Raw genomic sequence first — 21,857 nt, 5'->3', positions numbered from 1 at the left:
CGGCACGTCGGTGTCACGTAAGAGGGTAGGGGCCCCTCAGTCCGGGACACGCGAGGTCACATGGGTCGGGTCCGCGGCCCGATAGCATGGCCCGGAATCCCCGTCGTCGACCCTGGGAGTGTCCCGTGGCTCAGATCGTCCACCTCGCCGACCGTTCGCCGCAGGTCACCCCGGACCAGCTGTTGTCCGGCTTCCACCCGTCGTACCGCTTCGGCACGGTGTCCTTCGACACCTACATCCCGGACCCCGCGCACCCCTCGCAGGCACAGGCCGTGGAGCGGCTGCGCCGGTTCGCGGCAGACCTCGGCCGGGGCGGTTCGGGCGGCGGGTTCCTCGGCGGCCTGTTCGGCGGGAAGAAGCGGGCGGCAGGGCCGGCCGGCATCTACCTCGACGGCGGTTTCGGCGTCGGCAAGACCCACCTGCTGGCCTCGACGTGGCACGCGGCCCCCGGGCCCAAGGCGTTCGGCACGTTCGTGGAGTACACCAACCTCGTGGGCGCCCTGTCCTTCCGCAAGGCGGTGGACGAGCTCAAGGAGTACACCCTCGTGTGCATCGACGAGTTCGAGCTCGACGACCCGGGGGACACCGTGCTGATGTCCCGCCTCATGCGCGAGCTGGCCGACGCCGGCGTGCGCCTGGTGGCGACCTCCAACACCCTGCCGGGCTCGCTCGGCGAGGGGCGCTTCGCGGCGCAGGACTTCAAGCGCGAGATCCAGGTCCTGGCCGACCAGTTCGAGGTCATCCGCGTGGACGGCGAGGACTACCGCCACCGCGGCCTCTCCGCCGCCCCGTCGCCGCTGGACGACGCCGCCGTCGAGGCCACCGCCCAGGAGAACTTCCCCGACGCGGGTGTGCTCGCCGTGGACGACTTCGCGGACCTCACCGCGATGCTCTCCCGCGTGCATCCCTCCCGCTACCGCGAGCTCGTCAAGGACGTGGACGTGCTCGCCCTCCACGACGTGCACACCATCACGGAGCAGGCCACGGCCCTGCGCTTCGTGGTGTTCGCGGATCGCCTGTACGACAAGGACGTGCCCGTCCTCGCCTCCGGTGTGCCCTTCGACGCCCTGTTCACGCAGGAGATGATGCACGGCGGCTACATGAAGAAGTACTTCCGCACGGTCTCCCGCATGACCGCCCTGGTCCGGGAGGGCCAGACGGGCGTGGCCGAGCACAAGTGAGCCACCGCCCCTGACCGGCACGACGACGGCGCGCACCGAGGCGGGTGCGCGCCGTCGCCGTGTGCGGGGCAGGGTCAGTGCACGGCGCGGAAGCACAGCGCCGCCCGCTTGCCCGGCAGCTCGACCTCCCGGTCCACCGTGAAGCCCAGAGCCCGGGCGGTCTTCACGGCCCGCGTGTTGCGGACGTCCGGCTCGATCACGAGCCGACGCGTGCCGGGGCGTGCGCCCAACCAGTCCACAATGCTCCGGTAGGCCGTGGCGCGGGCGCGCCCCTGCAGGCCGCCGGGGGCGGTGATGAAATGGAATCCGAGGTCCCCGTCCCGCACCTCGTAGGCGCCGCCGACCTCCTCCGCGCGAGGGTCGTAGGTCTGCACGAGGGCCACGAGGGTCCCGCCGTGCCACACGAGGTGGTTCGCGTGGGTGGGCTGGAACTCGAGGAAGTCGTAGACCTCCTCGACGTCCTGCACGCTGTGCCCGCGCATCCCGTAGAACTCCGCCCGCGGCTCCGTGACGAGTGCGTGGATCAGCGGGGCGTCCAGGGCCGGGCGGACGCGCGTCATGGTCAGGCCCAACGCCCCGACGCCGACCTCGGCCACGATGCGTCCCGGAGGGGCCCCGCCGGGGACGGAGCGGGCGGGTGCGACGCCGCTGCCGGCGGACGGGGGGACGGGACCGGACGGCACGGGCAGCAGGCGGCCGGCGGCCCACGCGTCCAGCTGATCCGTCACGTGCCCGCCTCCGAGACCGGAGGCGCCGAACGGGACGACCCACCGGCTGCGGGTGCGGTCGCCGAGGTCGAACACGACCCGGGCCACTGGCCCGCGGTGGGTGCCGACGGCCAGGCCGGGGGCGTGCGAGGTGGCGCAGACCGCGTCCGCGGTGCCGCCCACCCGGACGGACCCGATCGTGTCGAGCACGTCGGCGAGCCCCGGCACATCCGGCCCGCCGGGATGCTCGTGCGTGAACAGGAACGGGGTCAGGGCATGCGCCGCACCCCACGTCCGAGCCGTGTCGTCGGGGCCCGGCGGCTCAGCGGCGTCGCCGACGGCGGCGACGGCGGCCCGCACGAGGTCCCTCGTCGACGCTGCGACCCCCAGGGCCGCGCGCAGCGGCTCCGGCCCGCGCTCGGCGAGCGCCGCGCCGACCCATGCGGCGGCGTCGCCCCACGGTGCCCACGGGCCGCCGAGCAGGGCCCGCGAGGCGGGCGGCAGGTGCGCGATCAGGGCGGCGGCCACCTCGTGCTCCACGAGGAGCCACCAGCGGGCCGCGGCCGATCCGGCGGCGGCGTCGCCGGCCCACGCCGGGACGGACTCCGCGGCCAGCACGTCGTCCGCGACGAGCGCGTCGACGGCGTCGGCGAGCCAGGCCCGCGGCGCGCCCGGGGTCCGGGTGTCCGTCTGCAGGGCGGCCATCGCGTCCACGGTCCGCTCCTGCGGTGCCAGCGCCTCGAGGGCCTCCCGGATGCGGCGGGACCGCCACGGCGCGCACGCGTCCACGGTGAGGCAGGCGGTGTCCGGGTGGGGCTCGTTGGCCGCCACCACGACGTCGTCCGCCGCGGCCGGCGCGGGCCAGCGCACCCAGCGCTGATCGAGGGACCCGTCGGCGGAGCCCCGGCCCAGCGCGGAGGCCCGCGCCGCACCCCAGGCCGAGCGTCGATCCCGGCGCCGCACGGCCCCGGCGTGCCGGGTGAGCACCGTCCGCCGGTCCGCGACGATCACGCGATTGACCGGCTCGACGTGCCCGTCCAGCACCGCGCAGGCCTCCGCGGCGCTCGCGGCCGTGAGCAGCCGGCGCGCGCTCGGCAGGCCGGTGTCGGCGCGGTCCCAGGCGGGGAACCGCATGCTCACCGGGCCGGCGCCGGGCACGTCCACGAGCCGCCCGCGCGGGGTGTGGGCCACCCGCACGTCCACGGGGTCGCCGCCGCGCACGTGCACCCGCTCGGTCCGGGCGTCGAGGACCTCCGGCCCCTCGGGGGCGTCCTCGAGGACCATCTCGAGCGAGGACACCATCGCCGAGGTCGTCACCCACGCGACGTGCTCGGACTGCCCCACATGCGGGACGCCCGGCACACCGGGGAAGGCCAGGCCGACGACGTCGACGCGGTCCCGGGGACGCTCGGCCTCCACCACGAGGCGCACCTGCTGGTAGACGCCGGGCAGCTCGAGCAGCCGGTGCGGGTCGGCGGCCACGAGCGGAGCGCCCTCGGCGCCGACGCGCACCGCCCAGGCGTTCGAGCCGTCCGCGTCGGGGCGCGGCGAGATCAGCGCCGCGGCGAGCGCGGGGAAGCGCTCGGCCAGCAGGGTGCGGAACAGGGCGGCCGGCGCGTTGGTCAGCCAGACGTTGTAGCCCAGGTGCAGGGCGAGCGCCGTGTGCGGGTCGAACGGCAGCGGCTTCACCCCGTGGGCGGCGAACTCGGGCGCGCGCCGGGCCCCGGCGTCCAGCCCCGCGTTCACGCCGTCGGCGAACCGGGTGAACCAGGCCCGGTCCTCCGCGTCGTCGAGGGCGTCGAACGCCTGGCGGGCCGCACCGTCCAGGTCCATCTGCCGGGCGGCGACGTCGTTCGCCACCGCCGGCGGGCCGAACACCTCGGCGCTCATGCCGGTGACCCGGCGGTGCTCGCAGTCGACCTGCCAGGCCCGCTCCGTCGCCACGTGCCACCCCTGGAGGTAGGCCAGCTCGGGCAGGGACGCGGCCACGAGCGTCGGCACGCCGTGCGCGTCCCGGTGGCAACGGCCCGCCACGTCACCCGTCGCCGTCCCGGTCCACGCGTCCGCGCTCATGCCGCGGCGTCCTGCCGGAGCTCCGCCAGCGCGCGGCGCAGCGGCGCGGCCACCGGGTTGGCCAGGCGACCGGCGTAGAGCAGCGAGCCCGACGGGTCCGTCAGGTCCACCATCTGCGTGGCGTTCCGCAGCTGCAACCGGTTCAGGCACGAGTGCGCGAAGTCCTCCGCGTCCAGGCCGAGGCGCTCCACATCCGCGAGCCCCAGGGCCGTGTACTCGGCGAGGACCCGCCCCACCACGGCGTAGAACTCCTCCGCCGGCAGCAGGGCGTCCGCGTCCATCACGTCGGCCAGATGGCGCAGCACGCCGTCCAGCATGTCCGTGAAGAAGGAGAGGGAGAGGTCCTCGTCGGTGAGGTCGATGCGGATGCGCCGGGTCTGCTCCGTGAGCGGGACGCCGTCCGCGCCGACCACCACCTCCTCCCCGATGTCCTTGAGGAAGGCGCCGGTGACCCGTCCCTCCCGCAGGCGGAGCACGATGTTCTCCCCGTGGGGCATGAACACGGTCGAGTAGGCGGCGGCCAGATGCACCAGCGGGGTCACGTAGGCCGTCACCACCCCGTGCAGCCACTGCGCCGCCGTCAGCCCCGAGCGCTCCACGAGCGCCCCCGCCACGGAGCGGCCCCCGCCGTCCCGGTGCAGCAGCGCCGCCATGGTCATGACCCGCTCGCCCTCCGCCAGGCGCGGCAGCGGACTCTCCCGCCACAGGGCGGCGAGCATCTTCGTGTGAGGACCCTTCGAGCCCACGGCATGGAAGGCGTCCCCGGTGTACCCGGCCGAGGCGTACTCCCGCAGCACCCCGAAGCCCCACCTCGCGAGCAGGGGGTCGGAGTCCACGAGGTCGGCCACCACCGCGTTGATCGCCGGGGTGACGGACATGTACGCGGGGGAGAGGCCGCGCACGAACCCCATGTTCTGCACGGACAACGCCGTCTTCAGCTGCGGGGCGTGCGGGTCGCTCGCGTTGAACAGGGTGCGCACCGCCTGCATGGCCGTGAACGCGTCCGGGTCTTCGCCCACGTGCACCAGCCGCCCCGCGGCGAGGTCGGGGGCGAACGCCACCTGGATCCGGTGCTCCCACTGCCACGGGTGCACCGGGATCAGCGTGTACGCCTCCGGATCGACGTCGAGCGCCGCCGCCCGCTCCGCCCACAGGCCCGCCACCGCCTCGGTGATCGGCGGGGGCGGCGCCGGCACGGCGGCGCCCGCGCTCGCGGTCTTGGGCCAGGTCCACCGTCCCCCGAGCTCGGAGGGGAACGCGAGCCACACCGGGTGCAGCGCCCGCCCGCCCTCGGGGGCGAACATCGCGTACTCCGTGGCCCCCCAGCCGATGCGGCCGTTGGTGGCCACGAAGCCCGGGTGTCCCTCGCTCATGGCGGCCTCCACCGCCGTGTAGTCCGCGTCCACCAGGTCGGCGGCGGACGGGCGCTCGCCGGCCAGGGTGTGGCACCGGGCGGCGAAGGTGGAGGCGAGCTCCTCGAGATAGACGTCCAGCGCCTCGCCGGCCAGCCCGAGCACCTCGGCCGCGTCGAGGACGAAGCGGTCGACGGCCACCGCGTCCGGATCCCCGGCACGGCACACCGAGTCCGGATCCACGCCGAGGTGCTCGAGCGGGAGGGCACGCGCGGTGAACGTCCACCGCACCCCGCCCAGGGTGAGCGTGTAGGCGTGGCGGCCGGCGTCGTCGACCCGCTCGCCGCGCACCGGCGTCAGGAGCCGCTCATGGGTGAACTCGCGGATCGCCTTGGCGACGAGCAGCCGGTGGGCGTGCCGGGCGGTCGGCGCCGTCAGCGCGTCCAGGCGGGACGGGGAGGACGGGGGGACGGGGGTCATGCGGACACCTGCCTGTCGGGGGTGAGGAGGAGCGGGGGCTCGGGGAGGGTGAGGTCCAGCCCGGCGGCGAGGACGCCGATCCGGCTGGCAGTGAAGGACTCGGGCGTGGCGATCGAGAGCATCGCCGTCTTGGATCCCAGCGCCACGGGACCGAGCTCCGTGAACCCGGCGGCCAGGTTCTTCGCCCGGATGGCGGCGTTGCGCTCGTCCGGCTCGACGACGACGCGCCGCGCCCCCGGCTGGGCCAGGCACCAGCGCACCACCGCGGCCATCACCAGGTCCGTGGTCCCGGGCACCGGGGTGTCCGTCGGGGCGACGAGCACGTGCAGGCCGACGTCGCCGGGCGCGCCCGCATACCGTCCGGCCAGCTCCGAGTGGGCCGGGTCGTAGACCTCCACCAGGAAGGTCGCGGTCCCGTCCACGAGCCCCACGTGCGCGTGGTGGTGCGGGTGCGCGGCGATCGCCTCGTACTCGGCCACGACGTCGGCCAGACCCGCCTCCGTCATCTCCCAGTACACGGCGTGCGGGGACGTCACCCACCGGTGCAGCAGCGGATGGTCCTGCGCGCCCACGGGACGGAGCTCCACACGACGGGCCGCGCTCGCGGCCGCACCGTCCACGGTGGTCTGCGGCGGCGTCACGGCGCTCACCGGACGCCCGCCGCGACGGCACCGAAGTCCTGGAACGCGATCGACTCGGCCTGCGCGTAGACCTGGCGGCCGGCGATCGTGCTGAGGATGCGGCCGCTGTGCTCCGCCGCCATGCCCAGGTCCGGGCCGGTGAGACCCAGGGGCTGTTCGGCGGTGTTGTGCACGAAGATCCGGCGGCCGCTCACGTCGATCGCGTGGTCCGCGTTCGCCGTCGTCCGACCGTCCTCCGCGCGCAGCAGGTGCCGCACCGGCTCCAGGAACGGATGGTCCGGGTGGCGGTAGCCCGTGCCCGCGACGACACGGTCCACCACGCGCCCCCCGGTCACCCCGGTCTCCTCGTCGCGCAGGGTGACCTCCACCCGGGGCGCACCCGGGCCCGCGACCAGGCGGGCGTCCGTCACCGACGTGCCCGGCCACAGCCGGGCCGGGTCCAGCGGACCCACCTGGCGCTCGTACAGCGCGTGGTAGACGTCCTCGATCGTGTACTCGCTGATCCCCTTGTACAGGGACCGGTGGGATGCGTTGATCTCATCCCGCCGCGCCCGGGGCAGAGTGGCGAAGTGCCGCTCATAGTCCAGCGAGGTCAGCTCGAGCGTGAGCTGGCCGACCTCCATGCCGAAGAACCGGGGTGAGCGCGTGACCCACGTGAGGTCCGGGTGGCCCGCGTTCAGCAGGTCCAGGGCGCACTCCGCCGCCGACTGGCCGCTGCCCACCACCAGGACCGACCCGGCCCCGGCGATGTCCTCGCGACGGCCCATGTACTCACCCGTGTGCACCACGGGGGACGCGCCGACCCGGGCCGACTCCTCCGCGACGCGCGCGAGCGGCGCGGGCAGGGACGGCACCGTGCCCGTGCCCACCACCACGTGGTCGGCCCGGTGCGTGCTGGTCCCGGCCGCGGAGGCCGCCTCCACCACGAACTCGTCCGCCTGATCGTCCCACCGCACCGCCGTCACCGTGGTCGCGTAGGCGATGCCGGGCAGCTGGGCTGCCACCCACGCGCAGTAGTCCGAGAACTCCCGCCGCAGCGGGTACCAGGAACCCCGGATGTAGAAGCGGTGCAGCCGGCCCATCGCTTTGAGATACGCCAGGAACGAGTACGGGGAGGTCGGGTCCGCGAACGTCACCAGGTCCGCGAGGAACGGCACCTGGATCTGCGCGCCCGGCAGCATCATGCCCGGGTGCCACACGAACGCGTCGCGGCTCTCCACCACCTCCACCTCGACGTCGGGCAGCGGGTGGGCCAGCGCGGCCAGGCTCAGGTTGAACGGGCCCAGCCCGATCGCGAGCACGCGGCGGGGGGACGTGGACGCCGGGCTCATGCGCACACCTGCTCTCCGTGCTCGTCCACGCGCGCCGCGGACGGACGTGGCCCCGCCGAAGCGGGGAGCGTGCAGGACACGGCGACCGACGGGCCATGCGGACGGGTCCGCGCCACCCCGCGCCACCGATGACGGCTCGCCCGCACCGCGTCGACGTGCCGCAGCGCCGCCTCCTCCACGACGTCGACCAGCTCCTCCAGCTCGCCCGAGGTGACCGCGGGGTTCAGGATCGTGAACTTCAGATGGGGCACCCCGTCCACCACCGTCGTCGCGATCAGCGCGCGCCCGCCGGCCACGAGCTCCCGGTGCGTCGCCGCCTGCACCGCCGTGCACTCCTCCTCCGACAGTCCCTCGGCCCGCACCCGGAACAGCACTGTCACCAGCGTCGGATCCTCCAGCACCGCGAACGTCGGCCGGGCCCGCAGGATCCCGCACGCCTGCCGCGTGCGTTCGCGCGCCCCCGCGAACAGGGACACCACCGCCTCGGCCCCATGCTCACGCAGCGTCAGCCACAGCTTGAGCGAGTCGAACCGGCGGCTCGTCTGCAAGGACCGATCCGCCAGGTTCGGATGGACGCTGTCCTCCGGGTTCAGGTAGTCCGCATGCACCGTCACATGGCGCAGGCTCTCGGCGTCCCGCACCACCAGCGCGCTGCAGGCCAGCCCCACGTAGAACGTCTTGTGGAAGTCCATCGTCACCGAGTCCGCACGGTGCAGCCCCGGCAGCTCGTGGCGCGTCGCCGCGCTCGCGGCGAGGATCCCGCCCACGGCCGCGTCCGCATGGACCCACATCCCGTGGCGTTCGGCGACGTCGGCGATGGCCGGCAGCGGGTCGATGGCGCCGCGGTCGGTGGTCCCCAGCGTCGCGACGACGACCATCGGCACGGCACCGGCGGCCACCTCACGTTCGACCGCCTCGGCCAGGGCCCCGGGGTCCAGACGCCCGGCGGCGTCGGTGGGGACGACGACCACGGCGTGGCGACCCAGCCCGAGCAGGCCGGCTGCCTTGGCGATGCTGTAGTGCGTGGCGGCGCTGACGAAGACGCGCAGCGAGCCGAGCACCTCGGCGGGCAGGTCGGCGAGCCCGGCGTGGCCGGTGAGGCGCTGCACGGCGCGGCCGCGGGCCAGCGTCATGGCCTGCAGGTTGGAGGCCGACCCTCCGGAGGTGAAGACGCCGTCGCCCGCGGCGAACCCGCACCAGCGTCCGACCTCGGCCAGGAGCCGCTGCTCCATGAGCGCCGCGGAGCGGGCCTGGTCCCAGGACTCGACCGCCGTGTTGAGCGCCCCGAGCACGGTGTCCGCTGCGGTGCTGGAGAGCAGGACCGGGCAGTTGAGGTGAGCGGCATAGCGCGGGTGGTGGTAGGCGGTGGTCTGGTGGGCGTAGAGCTCCGCGACCTCGGCGAGGGCGTCGTCGAGGCTGCCCGTCGGCTGCGAGAAGTCGACGGCGCCGACGGCGTCGGCCAGGTGCGTCGACGGGGTGTCCGGGTGGACCCCCGCGCGGTCGTAGGCGGTGTCGACGGCCACCCGGGCCGCCCTGCCGGTGGCGTCGAGGTAGGCGGCTGGATCGCCGAGTCCGAACAGGCGAGGGAGCATGGGAGGGCCTTCCGTGAGGGGGTCGTCGGCTCCGGGCGGCGTGCGCCACGGACGTCCCGCACAGTAGGGAAGCCTTACCTAAGAAAGCAAATACGCAACAATGACGTGACGTATTCAAAGGGAGGACTCCAGCAAAGGTGAGGCTCACCTATGATGACCGGATGACGAGCTCCTCCGTCCTCCCCCCGCCTGCCGCCCGTCCCTCGCGTGTCGAGGCCCTGCAGATGAAGGCCTACCGCGGGCTCGCGGCCCTCGGCCAGGCGATGCCCGTTGACCGCGACGAGTATCCGCAGTGGACCATGACGGTCCGCGCCACGTGGCTGCTCGCCCCCCGGCTGCGTCGTCTCACGTTCGCCGCGGAGGAGTTCCGCACGTTCACCCCGCAGGGCTGCGACGAGTACTTCGGGCTGCTCACCCCGCCCCCGGGGCGGGCGCTCGTGATGCCCGATCCCGCGGCGCTCAATGCGCGGCGAGCGGTCGGGCGGATCCCCGAGGACGTGCGGCCGGATCTGCGGTGGTACACGGTCGCCGAGCACCGGCCCTCCGTCGGTGAGATCGACGTCGACGTCGTCGTGCACGACCATGCGGGCCCCGCCGGCACGTGGGCGCGCACCGCACGTCCGGGCGACGTCGCCGGCTTCCGCACCGGGACGGGCGCCTATCGTCTGCCGGCGGCGGGGGAGTCGCACCTCGTGGTGGGGGACGAGACCGCAGTCCCGAGCATCGCCGCCGCCCTCGCCGCGCAGCGTCGCACGCCGCGCGGGGGCCGGATGGACGTCGTCCTGGAGGTGCCCGGCCGTGACCACGTCCCCGCCCTCGAGGTCCCGGAGGGCGCCACGCTCACGGTCCTGCACCGCGGAGACGCCGTGCCGGGCGCCCTGCTCACGCCGCACCTCGAGGACCTCCCCGCCGCGCCCCGCGACCACGTGTGGGCGTGCGGCGAGCAGTCGCTCGCGACGGCGGCGCGGCGGGTGATCGTCCGCCGCGGCATCGCACCGAAGCGCGCGATCATGTTCAGCGGCTACTGGCGGGTGGACGGCCCGCGGCTCTGATCCCGTCCGACGGTCGGCGTCCGTGCTCCGAGCACGAGGCCGACCGCACGCCCCGGAACGACGAAGGGCCCCTCCGTCAGGAGGGGCCCTTCGTGTGGGGAGCGGATGACGAGATTCGAACTCGCGACCTCCACCTTGGCAAGGTGGCGCTCTAGCCAACTGAGCTACATCCGCCTGAGTCGATCGTCACGGATCGTCTCCGTGCGCGATACTGGGTTCGAACCAGTGACCTCTTCCGTGTCAGGGAAGCGCGCTACCGCTGCGCCAATCGCGCTCGTCCACCTCCGAAGAGGTGGTGAACATGCCGCCACTCCCGGTCGGAGAAGGCTGCGAGGTCGGGACGGGATTCGAACCCGCGTATACGGCTTTGCAGGCCGCTGCCTCGCCTCTCGGCCACCCGACCAGGGGTGAAGGTTGAGCGAGCGGATGACGAGATTCGAACTCGCGACCTCCACCTTGGCAAGGTGGCGCTCTAGCCAACTGAGCTACATCCGCGTGTCGGTGCCGCCGGGATCCGCTCGTCCGAGCCGCTCACCTGCGTTTTCCAACGAGAAAGAACTCTAGGCCATCTCCGCCCGGATGCAAAATCGGCGTCCGCTGGCGTGTCGGGCCACCCCGTCGGGGGTCCGCGGACCCTGCCAGAATGGCTGACCATGACCCAGCCACGCCTCGCGCATCAGACCCCCCACGGGCGCATGTACGCGCGCTCCCTCTCGGGCCTGCCCGAGGTCCCGTCCATCACCACCGTGATCGGCATGGAGAAGACGGACCTGGACGGCTGGGTCGGGTGGATGGCGGCCCAGTCCGTGACCCAGGATCCGCGCCTGGCGGAATCCGTGGGCTCCGCCGCGCGCCTGAAGCAGGTGGCCCGGCAGTCCGCCGACGCCGCCGCCCGCTACCGGGACGCCGCGGCCGAGCGCGGGGACCGCGTGCACGACTACGCCGAGCAGGTGGCCCAGCGCGCCCTCGGCCGCCCCCACACCATGGCGGAGGCCCGGGCCCGGCTGATCGAGCACGGCGAGGGCGCCTACGCGGACCGCTTCGACGAGTGGTGGGACCTCTACGACGTCCGGCCGATCGCGGCCGAGATCACCGTCTGGAACCACACGGTGGGCTACGCGGGCACGCTGGACCTCGTCGCCCGGATCGGCGGCCGGCTGTGCCTGATCGACTACAAGACGAAGGGCACGGGGCGGGACGGACGGGTCAAGGCGCTCGATCCCAAGGTGGTCATGCAGCTGACCGCCGGCCTGAAGGCGGAGGAGTCCCTGGTGGACCCCGAGGCCGGCACCTGGGAAGAGTGGCGGCACGGCCAGGCCGAGATGCTGCTCGGCGTCGCCCTGGGGGAGACCGAGGTCGCCGTGCACCAGGCCAACCCCGGTGTGCTGCCCCGCCACTGGCACAAGTTCTGGGCCCTGCGCCAGGTCTGGAAGCACGCGCAGGCCGTGGACGACGCCGGCCCCGCGCTCCGCGTCATCGGCCCGCCTCCGCCGTCGGTCCCGGCGTCGGCGGCCACCGGACTGCAGGCCGTGCGCGCCGCGGCGTTCGGCGGCGGCTCCCACGCCGCCCCGGACGTGGCGCCCGACGGGTCGTCGTCGCGCCCGGCGTCTGCCGAGGGCGGCGATAGGGTGACGGCGTGACCGTCCTGCCCGTCCGCACCATCCCCGACCCCGTCCTGCGCACCGCCGCGTCGCCCGTGCCCCCGGGCGCGGATGTGCGCGCCCTCGTGGCGGACATGATCGAGACGATGCACGCCGTCGGGGGCGTGGGCCTGGCCGCGCCCCAGGTGGGCGTGGGCCTGCGCGTCTTCGTGTTCGACGTCGCCGGCGTCGCCGGGCACGTGGTCAATCCCGTACTCGAGACCGCCGGCCAGGCGCTGCGGGAGCCGGGCGAGGGGTGTCTGTCCGTGCCGGGGCTGCGCTACCACCCGGCGCGCGCCGCCGAAGCCGTCGTCCGCGGCACCGACGTCGACGGGAACCCGGTGGAGCACCGGGGGACCGGCCTGCTCGCCCGCTGTCTCCAGCACGAGACCGACCACCTCGACGGGATCCTCTACGTCGACCGCCTCGACGGCGAGGAACGCCGTGAGGCCCGCCGCCGCATGCGCGCCGGCGAGGTGGACCGCGCCGCCCGCCGCATCGGGGCCGAGCGCGCGGCCGCCGTCAGCTCGGTCTTCGGCGCCCCCGCCGCCCCCGCCGCCGGAACAGGAGCCGCCCGATGACCGCCCCGACGCCCCTGCGCGTGCTCTACGCCGGCACGCCCGAGACCGCCGTGCCCGTGCTGCGCGCCCTGCTCGACTCGCCCCACGAGGTCGTCGGCGTGCTCACCCGGCCGGACGCCCCGGTCGGGCGCCGGCGGGTGCTGACCCCGTCGCCGGTCGCGGTCGTGGCCGAGGAGGCCGGCCTGCCCGTGCTCAAGGCCGACCGACTCCGCGGACCCGAGGGTGCCGATGCCCTCCAGGCGATCCGCGCGCTCGAGGCGGACGTGGCCGCCGTCGTCGCCTACGGGGCGCTCGTGCCCGCCGAGGCCCTGCAGATCCCGCGCCACGGCTGGCTCAACCTGCACTTCTCCGCGCTGCCGGCCTACCGCGGCGCCGCCCCCGTTCAGCGCGCCGTGATGGCCGGGGAGACCGAGATCGCCGCCGACGTGTTCCAGCTCGAAGAGGGCCTGGACACCGGACCCGTCTTCGCCCGACTCACCCGCCCCGTCGCGGCCGACGAGACCGCCGGGACCGTGCTCACCGACCTCGCCGAGCGCGGCGGCCCGCTCGTGATCGACGTGCTCGACCGCCTGGCGGCCGGCACCGCGACGGCCACGCCCCAGCGCGGCGAACCCACCCACGCGCCGAAGCTCACGGCCGCAGACGGCCTGGTGGACCCCGCCCGCCCGGCGGCCGAGGTGGCCGCCCGGATCAACGGCGTCACCCCCGAGCCCGGCGCCTGGGGCTGGCTGACCGCGGACGACGGCGCCGCCCCGGCCCGTTTCAAGCTCGACGGCGTCGCCCCGGTCCGCGCCGGCGACGACGGCTGGCCCTCCGTACTCGACGCCGCGGCTCCCGGGCAGATCCTGGTGGCCGCGAAGGCCGCCTGGCTGCGCACGTCCGGCGGGGCCGTCCGGCTCTCCCGCGTCCAGCCGGCGGGCAGGAAGCTGATGCCGGCCGCCGACTGGGCGCGCGGCGCCGCCGCCGGGGCCGCGCTGCTGGCCGGGGAGGCGCTCGCCCACCACGAAGAACAGGCCCACCGGGAGGCCGCCGCCCGGGCCGCGGCACGCGAGGCCGCGCGGAACGCCACGGCACAGGACGAGGAGGCACGCGCATGAGCCGCGAGAGACAGCCAGGACAGGGCCGGGGCGAGCGAGGGGCCCGCGGGGAACGCGGCCGCGCACCCCGGCCGGACGCCCAGGACCGCCGCGACGCGCAGGGGCGCACCCGCAACCGGGGTCGCTCCGGCGCCGGACGGAAGTACTCGGCGCAGGCGCCGTCACAGCGCTCCCGCACCGCCGACCCGGCGCGCCGCGTCGCGTTCGGGGTGGTCCGCTCCGTCCATGCCGAGGACGCGTACGCGAACCTGGTCATCCCGGCGCGCATCCGCCAGGCCCGCCTCGACCGGCGCGACGCCGGCTTCGCCACCGAACTCGCCTACGGCACCCTGCGCGGGCTCGGCCTGTACGACGCGATCCTGACCCGCTGCGTGGACCGCCCGCTCGAGAAGATCGACCCACCCGTGCTCGACGCCCTGCGGCTCGGCGCCCACCAGCTGCTGGGCATGCGCGTGCCCGCCCACGCCGCCCTCGACGCCACCGTCTCCCTCGTGCGCGCCGAGATCGGGGCCGGCGCCTCCGGGTTTGTGAACGCGGTGCTGCGTCGGGTCGCCGAACGCCCCCTCGAGGAGTGGCTGGCCGACGTCGCCCCCGCCGACGGCGGCGACGCCGCCCTGGCCGTCCGTGCCTCGCACCCCGTGTGGATCGTCCGCGCGCTGCGCCAGGCCCTGGCCGCTCACCGCGGCACCCGCCACATCGCCGACCGCGACGCCGAGCTGGCCGCCCTGCTCGAGGCGGACAACGCCCCGCCCGTGGTCAACCTCGTCGCCCTGCCCGTGGCCGGTGGGGCCGAGGCGCTCGCCGCGGCCCTCGACGACGGCGCCGAACCCGGGCCGCTGGCCCCGGACTCCGCCCTGCACTCCGGCGGCGACGCCGGCCGTCTGCCCGGGGTGCGCGAGGGCGTGCTCCGCGTCCAGGACGCCGGCTCCCAGCTCACCGCCCGCGCCCTGGCCCAGGCACCCGTCCCCGCGGCCGAGGGGCGGGCCGAGCGCTGGCTCGACCTGTGCGCCGGCCCCGGCGGCAAGGCGGCCCTGCTGGCCGCCCTCGCCGCCGAGCGGGGTGCGACGCTCGTGGCCAACGAGGTCGCCCCGCACCGCGCCGACCTCGTCCGGCAGGCACTCGCCGCCGTGCCCGCCGGAGCCTGGACCGTCCGGGCCGGGGACGGTCGCACGATCGCCGACGCCCCCGAGGCGGCCCCGGCGTTCGACCGCGTCCTCGTGGACGCCCCCTGCACCGGCCTCGGGGCGCTGCGCCGCCGACCCGAGTCGCGCTGGCGCCGCACCCCGGCCGACCTCGCCGAGCTCACCGGTCTGCAGGCCGAGCTGCTCGACGCGGCGGTCGCCGTCCTGGCCCCCGGCGGGGTGCTCGCCTACGTGACCTGCTCCCCGCACGTCGCGGAGACCGTCGTCCAGGTCCAGGACCTCGTGCGCCGCCACCCCGAGCTGGAGCTGCTCGACGCCCGCACTGCCCTCGACGCCGTCGCGCTCGACGACCTGCGCCTGGACGAGGCCGAACCCGCCGGCGCGCCGGAGCCGGCCGATGTGGTCGCCCGCACGGCCCAGCTCTGGCCGCACCGGCACGGCACCGACGCCATGTTCCTGGCCCTGCTGCGCGCCCCCGGCGCCTGACCGAGAGGACCCGCCCATGACCGCCCGCGCCCCGCGCCTGCACCCCTCGATCCTGTCCGCGGACTTCGCCCGCCTCGCCGACGAGCTGGCCCGCATCCCCAGCGCAGACGCGGTGCACGTGGACGTCATGGACAACCACTTCGTCCCGAACCTCACCCTCGGCCTGCCCGTGGTCGAGGCGATCCGACGCGCCACGGACCTGCCGCTGGACATCCACCTGATGATCGAGGACGCCGACCGCTGGGCGCCCGGCTACGCGGAAGCGGGGGCCGAGTCCGTCACCTTCCACGCCGAGGCCTCGGCCGCGCCCGTCCGACTGGCCCGCGAGCTGCGCGCGGCCGGAGCGAAGGCCGGCATGGCGCTGCGGCCGGCGACCGCGGTCGAGCCCTACCTGGACATGCTCCCGGAGCTGGACATGCTCCTGCTGATGACCGTGGAGCCCGGCTTCGGGGGGCAGGCGTTCCTCGACGTCGTGCTGCCGAAGATCCGCCGGGCCCGCCGCGCCCTCGACGGCGGGTCCGCCCCGCTGGCCCTCCAGGTCGACGGCGGCGTGAACCGCGAGACCATCGAACGCGCGGCCGAGGCCGGGGCCGACGTGTTCGTGGCCGGCTCCGCGGTGTTCGGCGCCGAGGACCCCGACGCCGCGCTCGTCGGCCTGCGCACCGCCGCCGCCCGCGCCTGCCACTGAGCCCGGCGACGCGGTCGCCCGGCCGCCGCGCCGGACGTCGCCCGACGTCTTCCGTCGTGCCCGGCCGGCCGGGCGTGCGATACTGCTGGACAGCAACGTGCTCCGAGATGCGGTGGAAGTCCGCACCGGCGGTGACAGCCCGCTAACCGCGCGGCCCGTCCTCATCCGAGGCGGTGCCGAGCGGCCTGACCGGTGGAATTCCGGTGCCGACCGTACAGTCGGGATGGGAGAGGCACGCGGCGGAGCCGTTCCGCGCCCTGCGCGGGAGGGCTGCGGAGCGCACCCCTCGGAGTCCCGACCCGAGGAGGTGGCGTCACGGTCATGGACTGGCTGGTGGACGCGTTCAACTGGACCATCCCGGTCGCCGGCGGTGGCCTGCTCATGCGCGAGGTGCTGGGCAACGTCTTCGGCCTCGCCTCCGCCCTGGGCGGCATGGCGCGCAGGGTCTGGGCCTGGCCCGTGGGCATCCTCGGCAACCTCATCCTCCTGACGGTCTTCCTCGCCTCCCTGTTCACGGGGGCCGATCACGCCACCCTGCTCGGCCAGGCCGGCCGACAGGTCATGTTCATCGCCGTCTCCGTCTACGGCTGGGCGCGCTGGCGTCAGGCCCGCCGGGGCCACGCCGAGGACGCTCCCGCCATCACCCCGGAGTGGGCCGGCTGGCGCGGGCGCGTGTTCCTCGTGACGGCCATGGCGGTCGGCACCGTCGCCCTCACCCCCGTGTTCCGCGCGCTGGGTTCGTGGGAGCCGGTGTGGGCGGACGCCTGGACGTTCGTGGGATCGCTGCTGGCGACCTACGGCATGGCGCGCGGCTGGGTGGAGTTCTGGCTGATCTGGGTGGCCGTGGACGTCGTCGGCGTGCCCCTGCTGTGGAGCACCGGCTACTACGCCTCGGCCGTGATGTACGCCTTCTACGGCGCCTTCACCCTGATCGGCTTCTTCGTGTGGCTGCGCGCCACAGACCGGGACAAGCCCGCCGTGGAGACGCTGCTGCCCGACGGCCCCGAGGGGGACGTCGCCCGATGAGCGCCGCCGAGACCCCGTCCGCCGACCCCATGGACCTCGCCGTCCACGCCGCGCTGCGCGGCGTGCGCGGCGCCAACCCCCTCGTCGGGGCCGTCCTGACCGACGAGGCCGGCCGCGTCCTGGCCGTCGGGCACCACCGCGGACGGGGGACCGCCCACGCCGAGGTCGACGCCCTCGCCCGCTGGCGGGCCGCCCGCGCCGCGGATCCGGCCCTGGCCGCCCTCGACCCCGCCGGCCTGACGCTGCACGTCACCCTCGAGCCCTGTGACCACACCGGCAGCACCGGCCCCTGCTCGCAGGCCGTCCTGGACGCGGGGATCGGCGCACTGCGCTACGCCGTCGCGGACCCCACCGGTCACGACGGCGGCGGCGCGGCCCGCCTCGCCGCGCACGGGGTGCACGTCACCGGCCCCACCGGCGAGGCGGCCGCCCTCACGCTCACCGCCCGCTGGCGCGAGGTCCGCGACGCAGGCCGTCCGTGGGTGACCGGGCACCTCGCTCAGTCCCTCGACGGCCACGCCGCGGCCGCCGACGGCACGAGCCAGTGGATCACCGGCCCGGACTCCCGCGTCCACGCCCACGAGGTGCGCTCCCGCGTCGACGCCATCGTCGTCGGCACGGGGACCGTCCTGGCCGACGACCCCCGCCTCACCGCCCGTGACGCCGCCGGCGCCGAACTCGCGCACCAGCCCGTGCCCGTCGTCCAGGGTCACCGGCCCGTGCCCGACGGCGCCGCCCTGCGCGCCCACCCGGTCCTGCTGCACGTGCCGGACCACGATCCGCACGCCGTCCTCGCCGCGCTCGCCGCCCATCCCGGGCCCTGGCCCCACGGCCGCCGTGCCGAGCACGTGCTCATCGAGGGCGGGCCCCGCGTGCTCGGCGCGTGGCTGCGCGCCGGCCTCGTGGACGAGCTCATGGTCTACACCGCGCCCCTGCTGCTCGGCCCGGGCCGCGCCGCCGTCGCCGGCCTGGACGTCGCCACGCTGTCCGAGGGACCGCGCTGGCATCCCGACCCCGCGGAGGGCGGCCCCGCCCGTGCCCTCGGCGTCGACGTCTGGACCCACCTGAGCCCGGTGCCGGCCCCGCGCCTGCCCACCGCCCCCGCCCCGACCCGTTTCCAGGAGGACTGAGTGTTCACCGGCATCGTCACCCATCTCGGCACCGTCGTCGCCCTCGAGCACGACGCGGCCGCCGACACCGCCCTGCTGACCCTCGACGCCGGCGGCGCCCTCGACGGGCTGCCCGCCGGCGGCTCGCTCGCCGTCGACGGCGTGTGCCTCACGGCCCTCGACGGACCCACGGAGCGCCCCGGCGTGTTCCGTGCAGACCTCATGGGCCAGACGCTGCGGATGACCAGCCTCGGCGACCGCGCCCCGGGGGACCGGGTCAACCTCGAGCGCTGCCTGCGCCCCACCGACCACCTGGACGGGCACGTGGTCCAGGGCCACGTGGACGGGACCGGCGAGGTCCTCGCGGTCACCCCGCACGGGGCCTGGACCACCCTGCGCATCGGCCTGCCCGCCCGCCTGGCCCGCTACGTCCCCGCGCAGGGGGCCATCGCCCTGCAGGGCGTCTCCCTCACCGTCACCGCCGTCTCCGACCCGGGCGCGGCCGCGCACTGGTTCGAGGTCGGCATCATCCCGGCCACACTCGAGGCCACCACCCTGGGCGCCCTGCGGCCGGGCGACCGCGTCAACCTCGAGACCGACGTGCTCGCCCGGTACGCCGAGCGCCTCGCGCTCATCCCCTCCGCCCCCGCCGCACCCACCGAGGAGGCCCGCCCGTGAGCGAGCACATCCGTCTGGACCCCGTCCCCGTGGCGATCGCCGCGATCGCCGCCGGCCGGCCCGTCGTCGTCGTGGACGACGCCGACCGCGAGAACGAGGGCGACCTGATCTACGCGGCCGCCCTGGCCACGGACGAGGTCACCGCCTTCACCGTCCGCCACACCTCGGGCGTCATCTGCGCGCCCCTGCCGGCCGGCCTGGCCGACCGCCTGGCCCTGCCGCCCATGACCACCGTCAACGAGGACCCCAAGGGCACCGCCTACACCGTGAGCGTGGATGCCGCCGCCGGCGTCACCACCGGCATCTCCGCCGCCGACCGCACCCGCACCCTCCGCCTGCTCGCCGACCCCGGTGCCGCCCCCGGCGACCTGACCCGGCCCGGTCATGTGTTCCCCCTGCGCGCCGTCCCCGGCGGCGTCCGGGCCCGCCGCGGCCACACCGAGGCCGGCGTCGAGCTGTGCCGCCTGGCCGGCGTCGCGCCCGTGGCCGCCATCGCCGAGCTCGTCCACGACGACGGCACCATGATGCGCCTGCCCGCCCTGCGGGAGTTCTCGGACGAGCACGGCCTCGTGCTGATCTCCATCGAGGACCTCGTGGCCCACCTGGAGGAGACGACGCCGGCCCTGACCGCCGTCCCCGCCGAGGCCACCCTGCCGACCCGGCACGGCCTGTTCCGCGTGAGCGTGCACGTGGACGCCGAGACCGGGGCCGAGCACCTGCTGCTCGTGGCGGGGGAGACCGACTCGGAGCGTCCCCTCACCGTCCGCGTGCACTCGGAGTGCCTCACCGGCGACGTCCTCGGCTCCCTGCGCTGCGACTGCGGCCCCCAGCTCGAGGACGCGCTTGCCCGCGCGGCGGCCGAGGGCGGCGCCGTCCTCTACCTCCGGGGCCACGAAGGACGCGGCATCGGCCTGGCCAACAAGATCCGCGCCTACCGGCTCCAGGAGGAGGGGATGGACACCGTCGAGGCCAACCTCGCCCTCGGTCTGCCCGCCGAGGCGCGCGACTGGGCCGGGGCCGCCGCCGTCCTCACGGCCGCCGGCCATCGGCGCATCCGCCTGGTCACCAACAACCCCGCGAAGGTCGCGGGGCTGCGGGCGGCCGGCATCGACGTCGTCGAGCGTGTCCCGGCCCCCACGCCCGTCACCGAGCACAACGTCGTCTACCTGCGCACCAAGCGGGACCGCATGGCCCACGCCCTGGCGGACCGCGTGCTCGAACCGCCGACGGCCACCGGCGGCCCCGCCACGCCGGCCGATGACCCGACCACCGACCCGACCCACCCCACCCACCAGGAGGACACCCCATGAGCGGCGCCGGAGCCCCGACCTTCACCCCCGACCCCGCCGCTGCGAGCGGCCTGAACGTGGCGATCGTCGCCGCCCAGTGGCACACGGAGATCATGGACGGGCTGATCGCCGGGGCGCAGGCCGCCGCGGCCGACCTGGGCCTGGAGCCCGTGCTCGTGCGCGTGCCCGGCACCGTCGAGCTCACCGTCGCTGCGGCGCGGCTGGCGGAGCGCTTCGACGTCGTCGTGGTCCTCGGCGTCGTGGTGCGCGGGGACACCCCGCACTTCGACTACGTGTGCCAGTCCGTGACCCAGGGCGTGACGGAGGTCTCGGTGCGCACCGGCGTTCCCGTGGGCTTCGGCGTGCTCACCGTGGACACCGACCAGCAGGCCCGCGACCGGGCGGGCCTGCCCGGATCCCGAGAGGACAAGGGACGCGAGGCCCTCGAGGCGGCCGTCCTCACCGAGCTCGCGCTGCGCTCGGTCACGCCACGGGACTGAGGGTGGCCGGGCGGGGCTGCCTGCTGGGTCGGCTGCTCTCGACGTGGACCCTGTCCCCGGGGCCGGTGGGGTGATCGCAGGCCGGTCAACCGGGCCCGTCCGGAACGCCGGCAGCCCCGCGCCGTCATGGATGGGGTCGGCCGGAGGGCGCGGGGACCCGACGATAGAGGCGGAGACGCGAAGCCCCCGCCCTTCGTCTCGCTCGCGGCATCCACAGCTCGTCGTCCACTGCCCCGACCGTCAGGGCGGGCCGTTGACCCCCAACGCGTTCACCGCCGCAGACGGGTGATCTATGCGGCCCGCCCCGCCTCGGACGACTGCGTCGGGGTGCACGGAGCCTGCCGCAGCGTGGCCGCGTTCAAACAGTCCATGGCCCTGCTGGGAGCTGCGCGAGACCGGGCTGCTGCTCACCCCCCTGGTGCCGGCCCGCTCCATCGTCCCCGGTGCACGTCTGGCCTGCGACTGGCTGGGCCACTATGAGAAGCGCGAACCCGTCGCCTCCGCCTACGCCGACCTGGCCGGCCTCATCTTCGAAAGGATCACCGCATGAACGAGAAGCAGCTTGAGCCCGACCTGAGTCTGCGAGCACAGCGACGCAAGCCCACCCCGGCCCCCCAGACCCCGGCTCCCGGAGCGGTGATCCCCGCAGAACCGGCAACGACCTCGGACCCGGCCGGTGGGTATGCGCCCCTGGCGCGGCGTGGGGCGCCGACCGTGGCCCTGAACGTGCGAGTGCCCGAAGCGATCCGCGACGCGGTGCGTCGAGAGGCCGCCACGAACCCGGCAACGCCCAGCCAGGCCGCGGTCATCGAAGCCCTAGGGCATGTCTGACAATCGTTTGGACCATGCGATCACAGCAGCCAGCACCACAGCGGACCGGTAGACGATCGCGTACTTGTCATACCGGGTCGCCAGGCCCCGCCACTGCTTCAGGTGCGCGTACTGGCGCTCGATGACGTTGCGGCCCTTGTAGGCGTCCGCGTCGAGGCCAATGGGGCGCCCGCCGCGGGCACCGCGCCGTCTGCGGTGGCCCTGCTGGTCGGCCGGTTCGGGGATGACCGCTTTGATCCCACGGGCGCGTAGGTGGGTGCGGATCGCCCGGGAGGAGTACGCCTTATCGCCCAGCACCGCCGCAGGGCGGGTCCGGGGCCGCCCTACTGGCCGGGTCACGCGCAGCTGCTCCAGAAGAGGAAGCAGCATCGGGGAGTCCCC

At 75.3% G+C, this 21,857-nt stretch carries 19 protein-coding genes, 4 tRNA genes and 1 riboswitch; of the genes, 13 read left to right on the top strand and 10 right to left on the bottom strand.

Translation table 11 applies throughout. The features are described from left to right. Positions 1–125 precede the first annotated feature (125 nt). Complete coding sequence (gene zapE / locus ABIB16_RS00115; protein ID WP_080981737.1) at positions 126–1,181, top strand: cell division protein ZapE; 1,056 nt, start codon at positions 126–128, stop codon at positions 1,179–1,181. A gap of 74 nt (positions 1,182–1,255) precedes the next feature. Here zapE and ABIB16_RS00110 read toward each other — a convergent pair whose 3' ends face one another. Genes ABIB16_RS00110 through ABIB16_RS00090 form a run of 5 tightly spaced genes read right to left on the bottom strand, consistent with a single transcriptional unit; the run spans position 1,256 to position 9,357 of the window. Then, a complete protein-coding gene (locus ABIB16_RS00110; RefSeq protein WP_044659667.1) occupies positions 1,256–3,961 on the bottom strand; it encodes a GNAT family N-acetyltransferase in 2,706 nt (901 codons plus the stop codon). Next, the gene (locus tag ABIB16_RS00105; RefSeq protein ID WP_020624757.1) at positions 3,958–5,793 is read right to left on the bottom strand and encodes an IucA/IucC family protein; all 1,836 of its coding nucleotides are present in this window, start codon (positions 5,791–5,793) and stop codon (positions 3,958–3,960) included. The genes ABIB16_RS00110 and ABIB16_RS00105 overlap by 4 nt, the downstream gene beginning before the upstream one ends. Beyond that, on the bottom strand, positions 5,790–6,434 hold the full coding sequence (locus ABIB16_RS00100; protein WP_223246401.1) for a GNAT family N-acetyltransferase: 645 nt from the start codon (positions 6,432–6,434) through the stop codon (positions 5,790–5,792). The genes ABIB16_RS00105 and ABIB16_RS00100 overlap by 4 nt, the downstream gene beginning before the upstream one ends. 5 nt (positions 6,435–6,439) lie before the next feature. Further along, positions 6,440–7,765, bottom strand: coding sequence for a lysine N(6)-hydroxylase/L-ornithine N(5)-oxygenase family protein (locus ABIB16_RS00095; protein WP_044659670.1), 1,326 nt, complete (start codon positions 7,763–7,765; stop codon positions 6,440–6,442). After that, positions 7,762–9,357 carry a pyridoxal phosphate-dependent decarboxylase family protein gene (locus ABIB16_RS00090; RefSeq protein ID WP_052833454.1) on the bottom strand — a complete coding sequence of 532 codons (1,596 nt, stop codon included), beginning with the start codon at positions 9,355–9,357 and terminating at the stop codon, positions 7,762–7,764. Before ABIB16_RS00090 ends, ABIB16_RS00095 begins: the two co-directional genes overlap by 4 nt. 161 nt (positions 9,358–9,518) lie before the next feature. Between ABIB16_RS00090 and ABIB16_RS00085 the strand changes: the two genes are divergently transcribed. Continuing rightward, positions 9,519–10,409 carry a siderophore-interacting protein gene (locus ABIB16_RS00085; protein WP_049147987.1) on the top strand — a complete coding sequence of 297 codons (891 nt, stop codon included), beginning with the start codon at positions 9,519–9,521 and terminating at the stop codon, positions 10,407–10,409. A gap of 100 nt (positions 10,410–10,509) precedes the next feature. On the opposite strand, the gene ABIB16_RS00080 is transcribed toward ABIB16_RS00085, so the two are convergent. The 4 genes from ABIB16_RS00080 to ABIB16_RS00065 form a co-directional block, all read right to left on the bottom strand. After that, positions 10,510–10,583 (bottom strand) — tRNA-Gly (locus ABIB16_RS00080). 28 nt (positions 10,584–10,611) lie between these two features. Continuing rightward, a tRNA-Val gene (locus ABIB16_RS00075) sits at positions 10,612–10,683 on the bottom strand. Between the two features lie 58 nt (positions 10,684–10,741). Then, positions 10,742–10,812 (bottom strand) — tRNA-Cys (locus ABIB16_RS00070). Between the two features lie 18 nt (positions 10,813–10,830). Next, positions 10,831–10,904: transfer RNA gene (locus ABIB16_RS00065), tRNA-Gly, on the bottom strand. Between the two features lie 158 nt (positions 10,905–11,062). Here ABIB16_RS00065 and ABIB16_RS00060 point away from each other — a divergent pair. The 11 genes from ABIB16_RS00060 (at position 11,063) to ABIB16_RS00010 (ending at position 21,476) form a co-directional block, all read left to right on the top strand. Then, a complete protein-coding gene (locus tag ABIB16_RS00060) occupies positions 11,063–12,049 on the top strand; it encodes a PD-(D/E)XK nuclease family protein (protein ID WP_044659673.1) in 987 nt (328 codons plus the stop codon). Continuing rightward, on the top strand, positions 12,046–12,630 hold the full coding sequence (def, locus tag ABIB16_RS00055; RefSeq protein WP_044659674.1) for a peptide deformylase: 585 nt from the start codon (positions 12,046–12,048) through the stop codon (positions 12,628–12,630). The genes ABIB16_RS00060 and def overlap by 4 nt, the downstream gene beginning before the upstream one ends. A gap of 14 nt (positions 12,631–12,644) precedes the next feature. After that, positions 12,645–13,727, top strand: coding sequence for a methionyl-tRNA formyltransferase (locus tag ABIB16_RS00050; protein WP_354436018.1), 1,083 nt, complete (start codon positions 12,645–12,647; stop codon positions 13,725–13,727). After that, positions 13,724–15,355: an RsmB/NOP family class I SAM-dependent RNA methyltransferase gene (locus ABIB16_RS00045; RefSeq protein ID WP_144879178.1), complete on the top strand. Its 1,632-nt coding sequence runs from the start codon at positions 13,724–13,726 to the stop codon at positions 15,353–15,355. The genes ABIB16_RS00050 and ABIB16_RS00045 overlap by 4 nt, the downstream gene beginning before the upstream one ends. A 16-nt stretch (positions 15,356–15,371) precedes the next feature. Next, entirely contained in the window at positions 15,372–16,043 is a 672-nt protein-coding gene (gene rpe / locus ABIB16_RS00040) for a ribulose-phosphate 3-epimerase (RefSeq protein WP_144879180.1), read from the top strand. 94 nt (positions 16,044–16,137) lie between these two features. Continuing rightward, a riboswitch (FMN riboswitch) is annotated at positions 16,138–16,282 on the top strand. An 82-nt stretch (positions 16,283–16,364) separates the two neighbouring features. Then, the gene (gene pnuC, locus ABIB16_RS00035; RefSeq protein ID WP_004167571.1) at positions 16,365–17,069 is read left to right on the top strand and encodes a nicotinamide riboside transporter PnuC; all 705 of its coding nucleotides are present in this window, start codon (positions 16,365–16,367) and stop codon (positions 17,067–17,069) included. Further along, complete coding sequence (gene ribD / locus ABIB16_RS00030; RefSeq protein WP_144879182.1) at positions 17,066–18,199, top strand: bifunctional diaminohydroxyphosphoribosylaminopyrimidine deaminase/5-amino-6-(5-phosphoribosylamino)uracil reductase RibD; 1,134 nt, start codon at positions 17,066–17,068, stop codon at positions 18,197–18,199. Before pnuC ends, ribD begins: the two co-directional genes overlap by 4 nt. Beyond that, complete coding sequence (locus ABIB16_RS00025) at positions 18,200–18,856, top strand: riboflavin synthase (RefSeq protein ID WP_069941990.1); 657 nt, start codon at positions 18,200–18,202, stop codon at positions 18,854–18,856. Further along, on the top strand, positions 18,853–20,166 hold the full coding sequence (locus tag ABIB16_RS00020) for a bifunctional 3,4-dihydroxy-2-butanone-4-phosphate synthase/GTP cyclohydrolase II (RefSeq protein WP_069941991.1): 1,314 nt from the start codon (positions 18,853–18,855) through the stop codon (positions 20,164–20,166). The genes ABIB16_RS00025 and ABIB16_RS00020 overlap by 4 nt, the downstream gene beginning before the upstream one ends. Next, entirely contained in the window at positions 20,163–20,645 is a 483-nt protein-coding gene (gene ribH / locus ABIB16_RS00015) for a 6,7-dimethyl-8-ribityllumazine synthase (RefSeq protein ID WP_036383758.1), read from the top strand. The genes ABIB16_RS00020 and ribH overlap by 4 nt, the downstream gene beginning before the upstream one ends. A 546-nt stretch (positions 20,646–21,191) precedes the next feature. Continuing rightward, positions 21,192–21,476, top strand: a complete 285-nt coding sequence (locus ABIB16_RS00010; protein WP_080696003.1) for a hypothetical protein — start codon at positions 21,192–21,194, stop codon at positions 21,474–21,476. Here ABIB16_RS00010 and ABIB16_RS00005 read toward each other — a convergent pair. Beyond that, a partial coding sequence (locus tag ABIB16_RS00005) for a transposase (RefSeq protein WP_354435967.1) occupies positions 21,462–21,857 on the bottom strand: 396 nt, incomplete at its 5' end. The genes ABIB16_RS00010 and ABIB16_RS00005 overlap by 15 nt on opposite strands.

Source organism: Micrococcus sp. UYEF5, from assembly GCF_040546065.1.
Taxonomy (GTDB): Bacteria; Actinomycetota; Actinomycetes; order Actinomycetales; family Micrococcaceae; genus Micrococcus; species Micrococcus luteus.
This window is presented reverse-complemented; position numbering and strand designations above follow the sequence as displayed.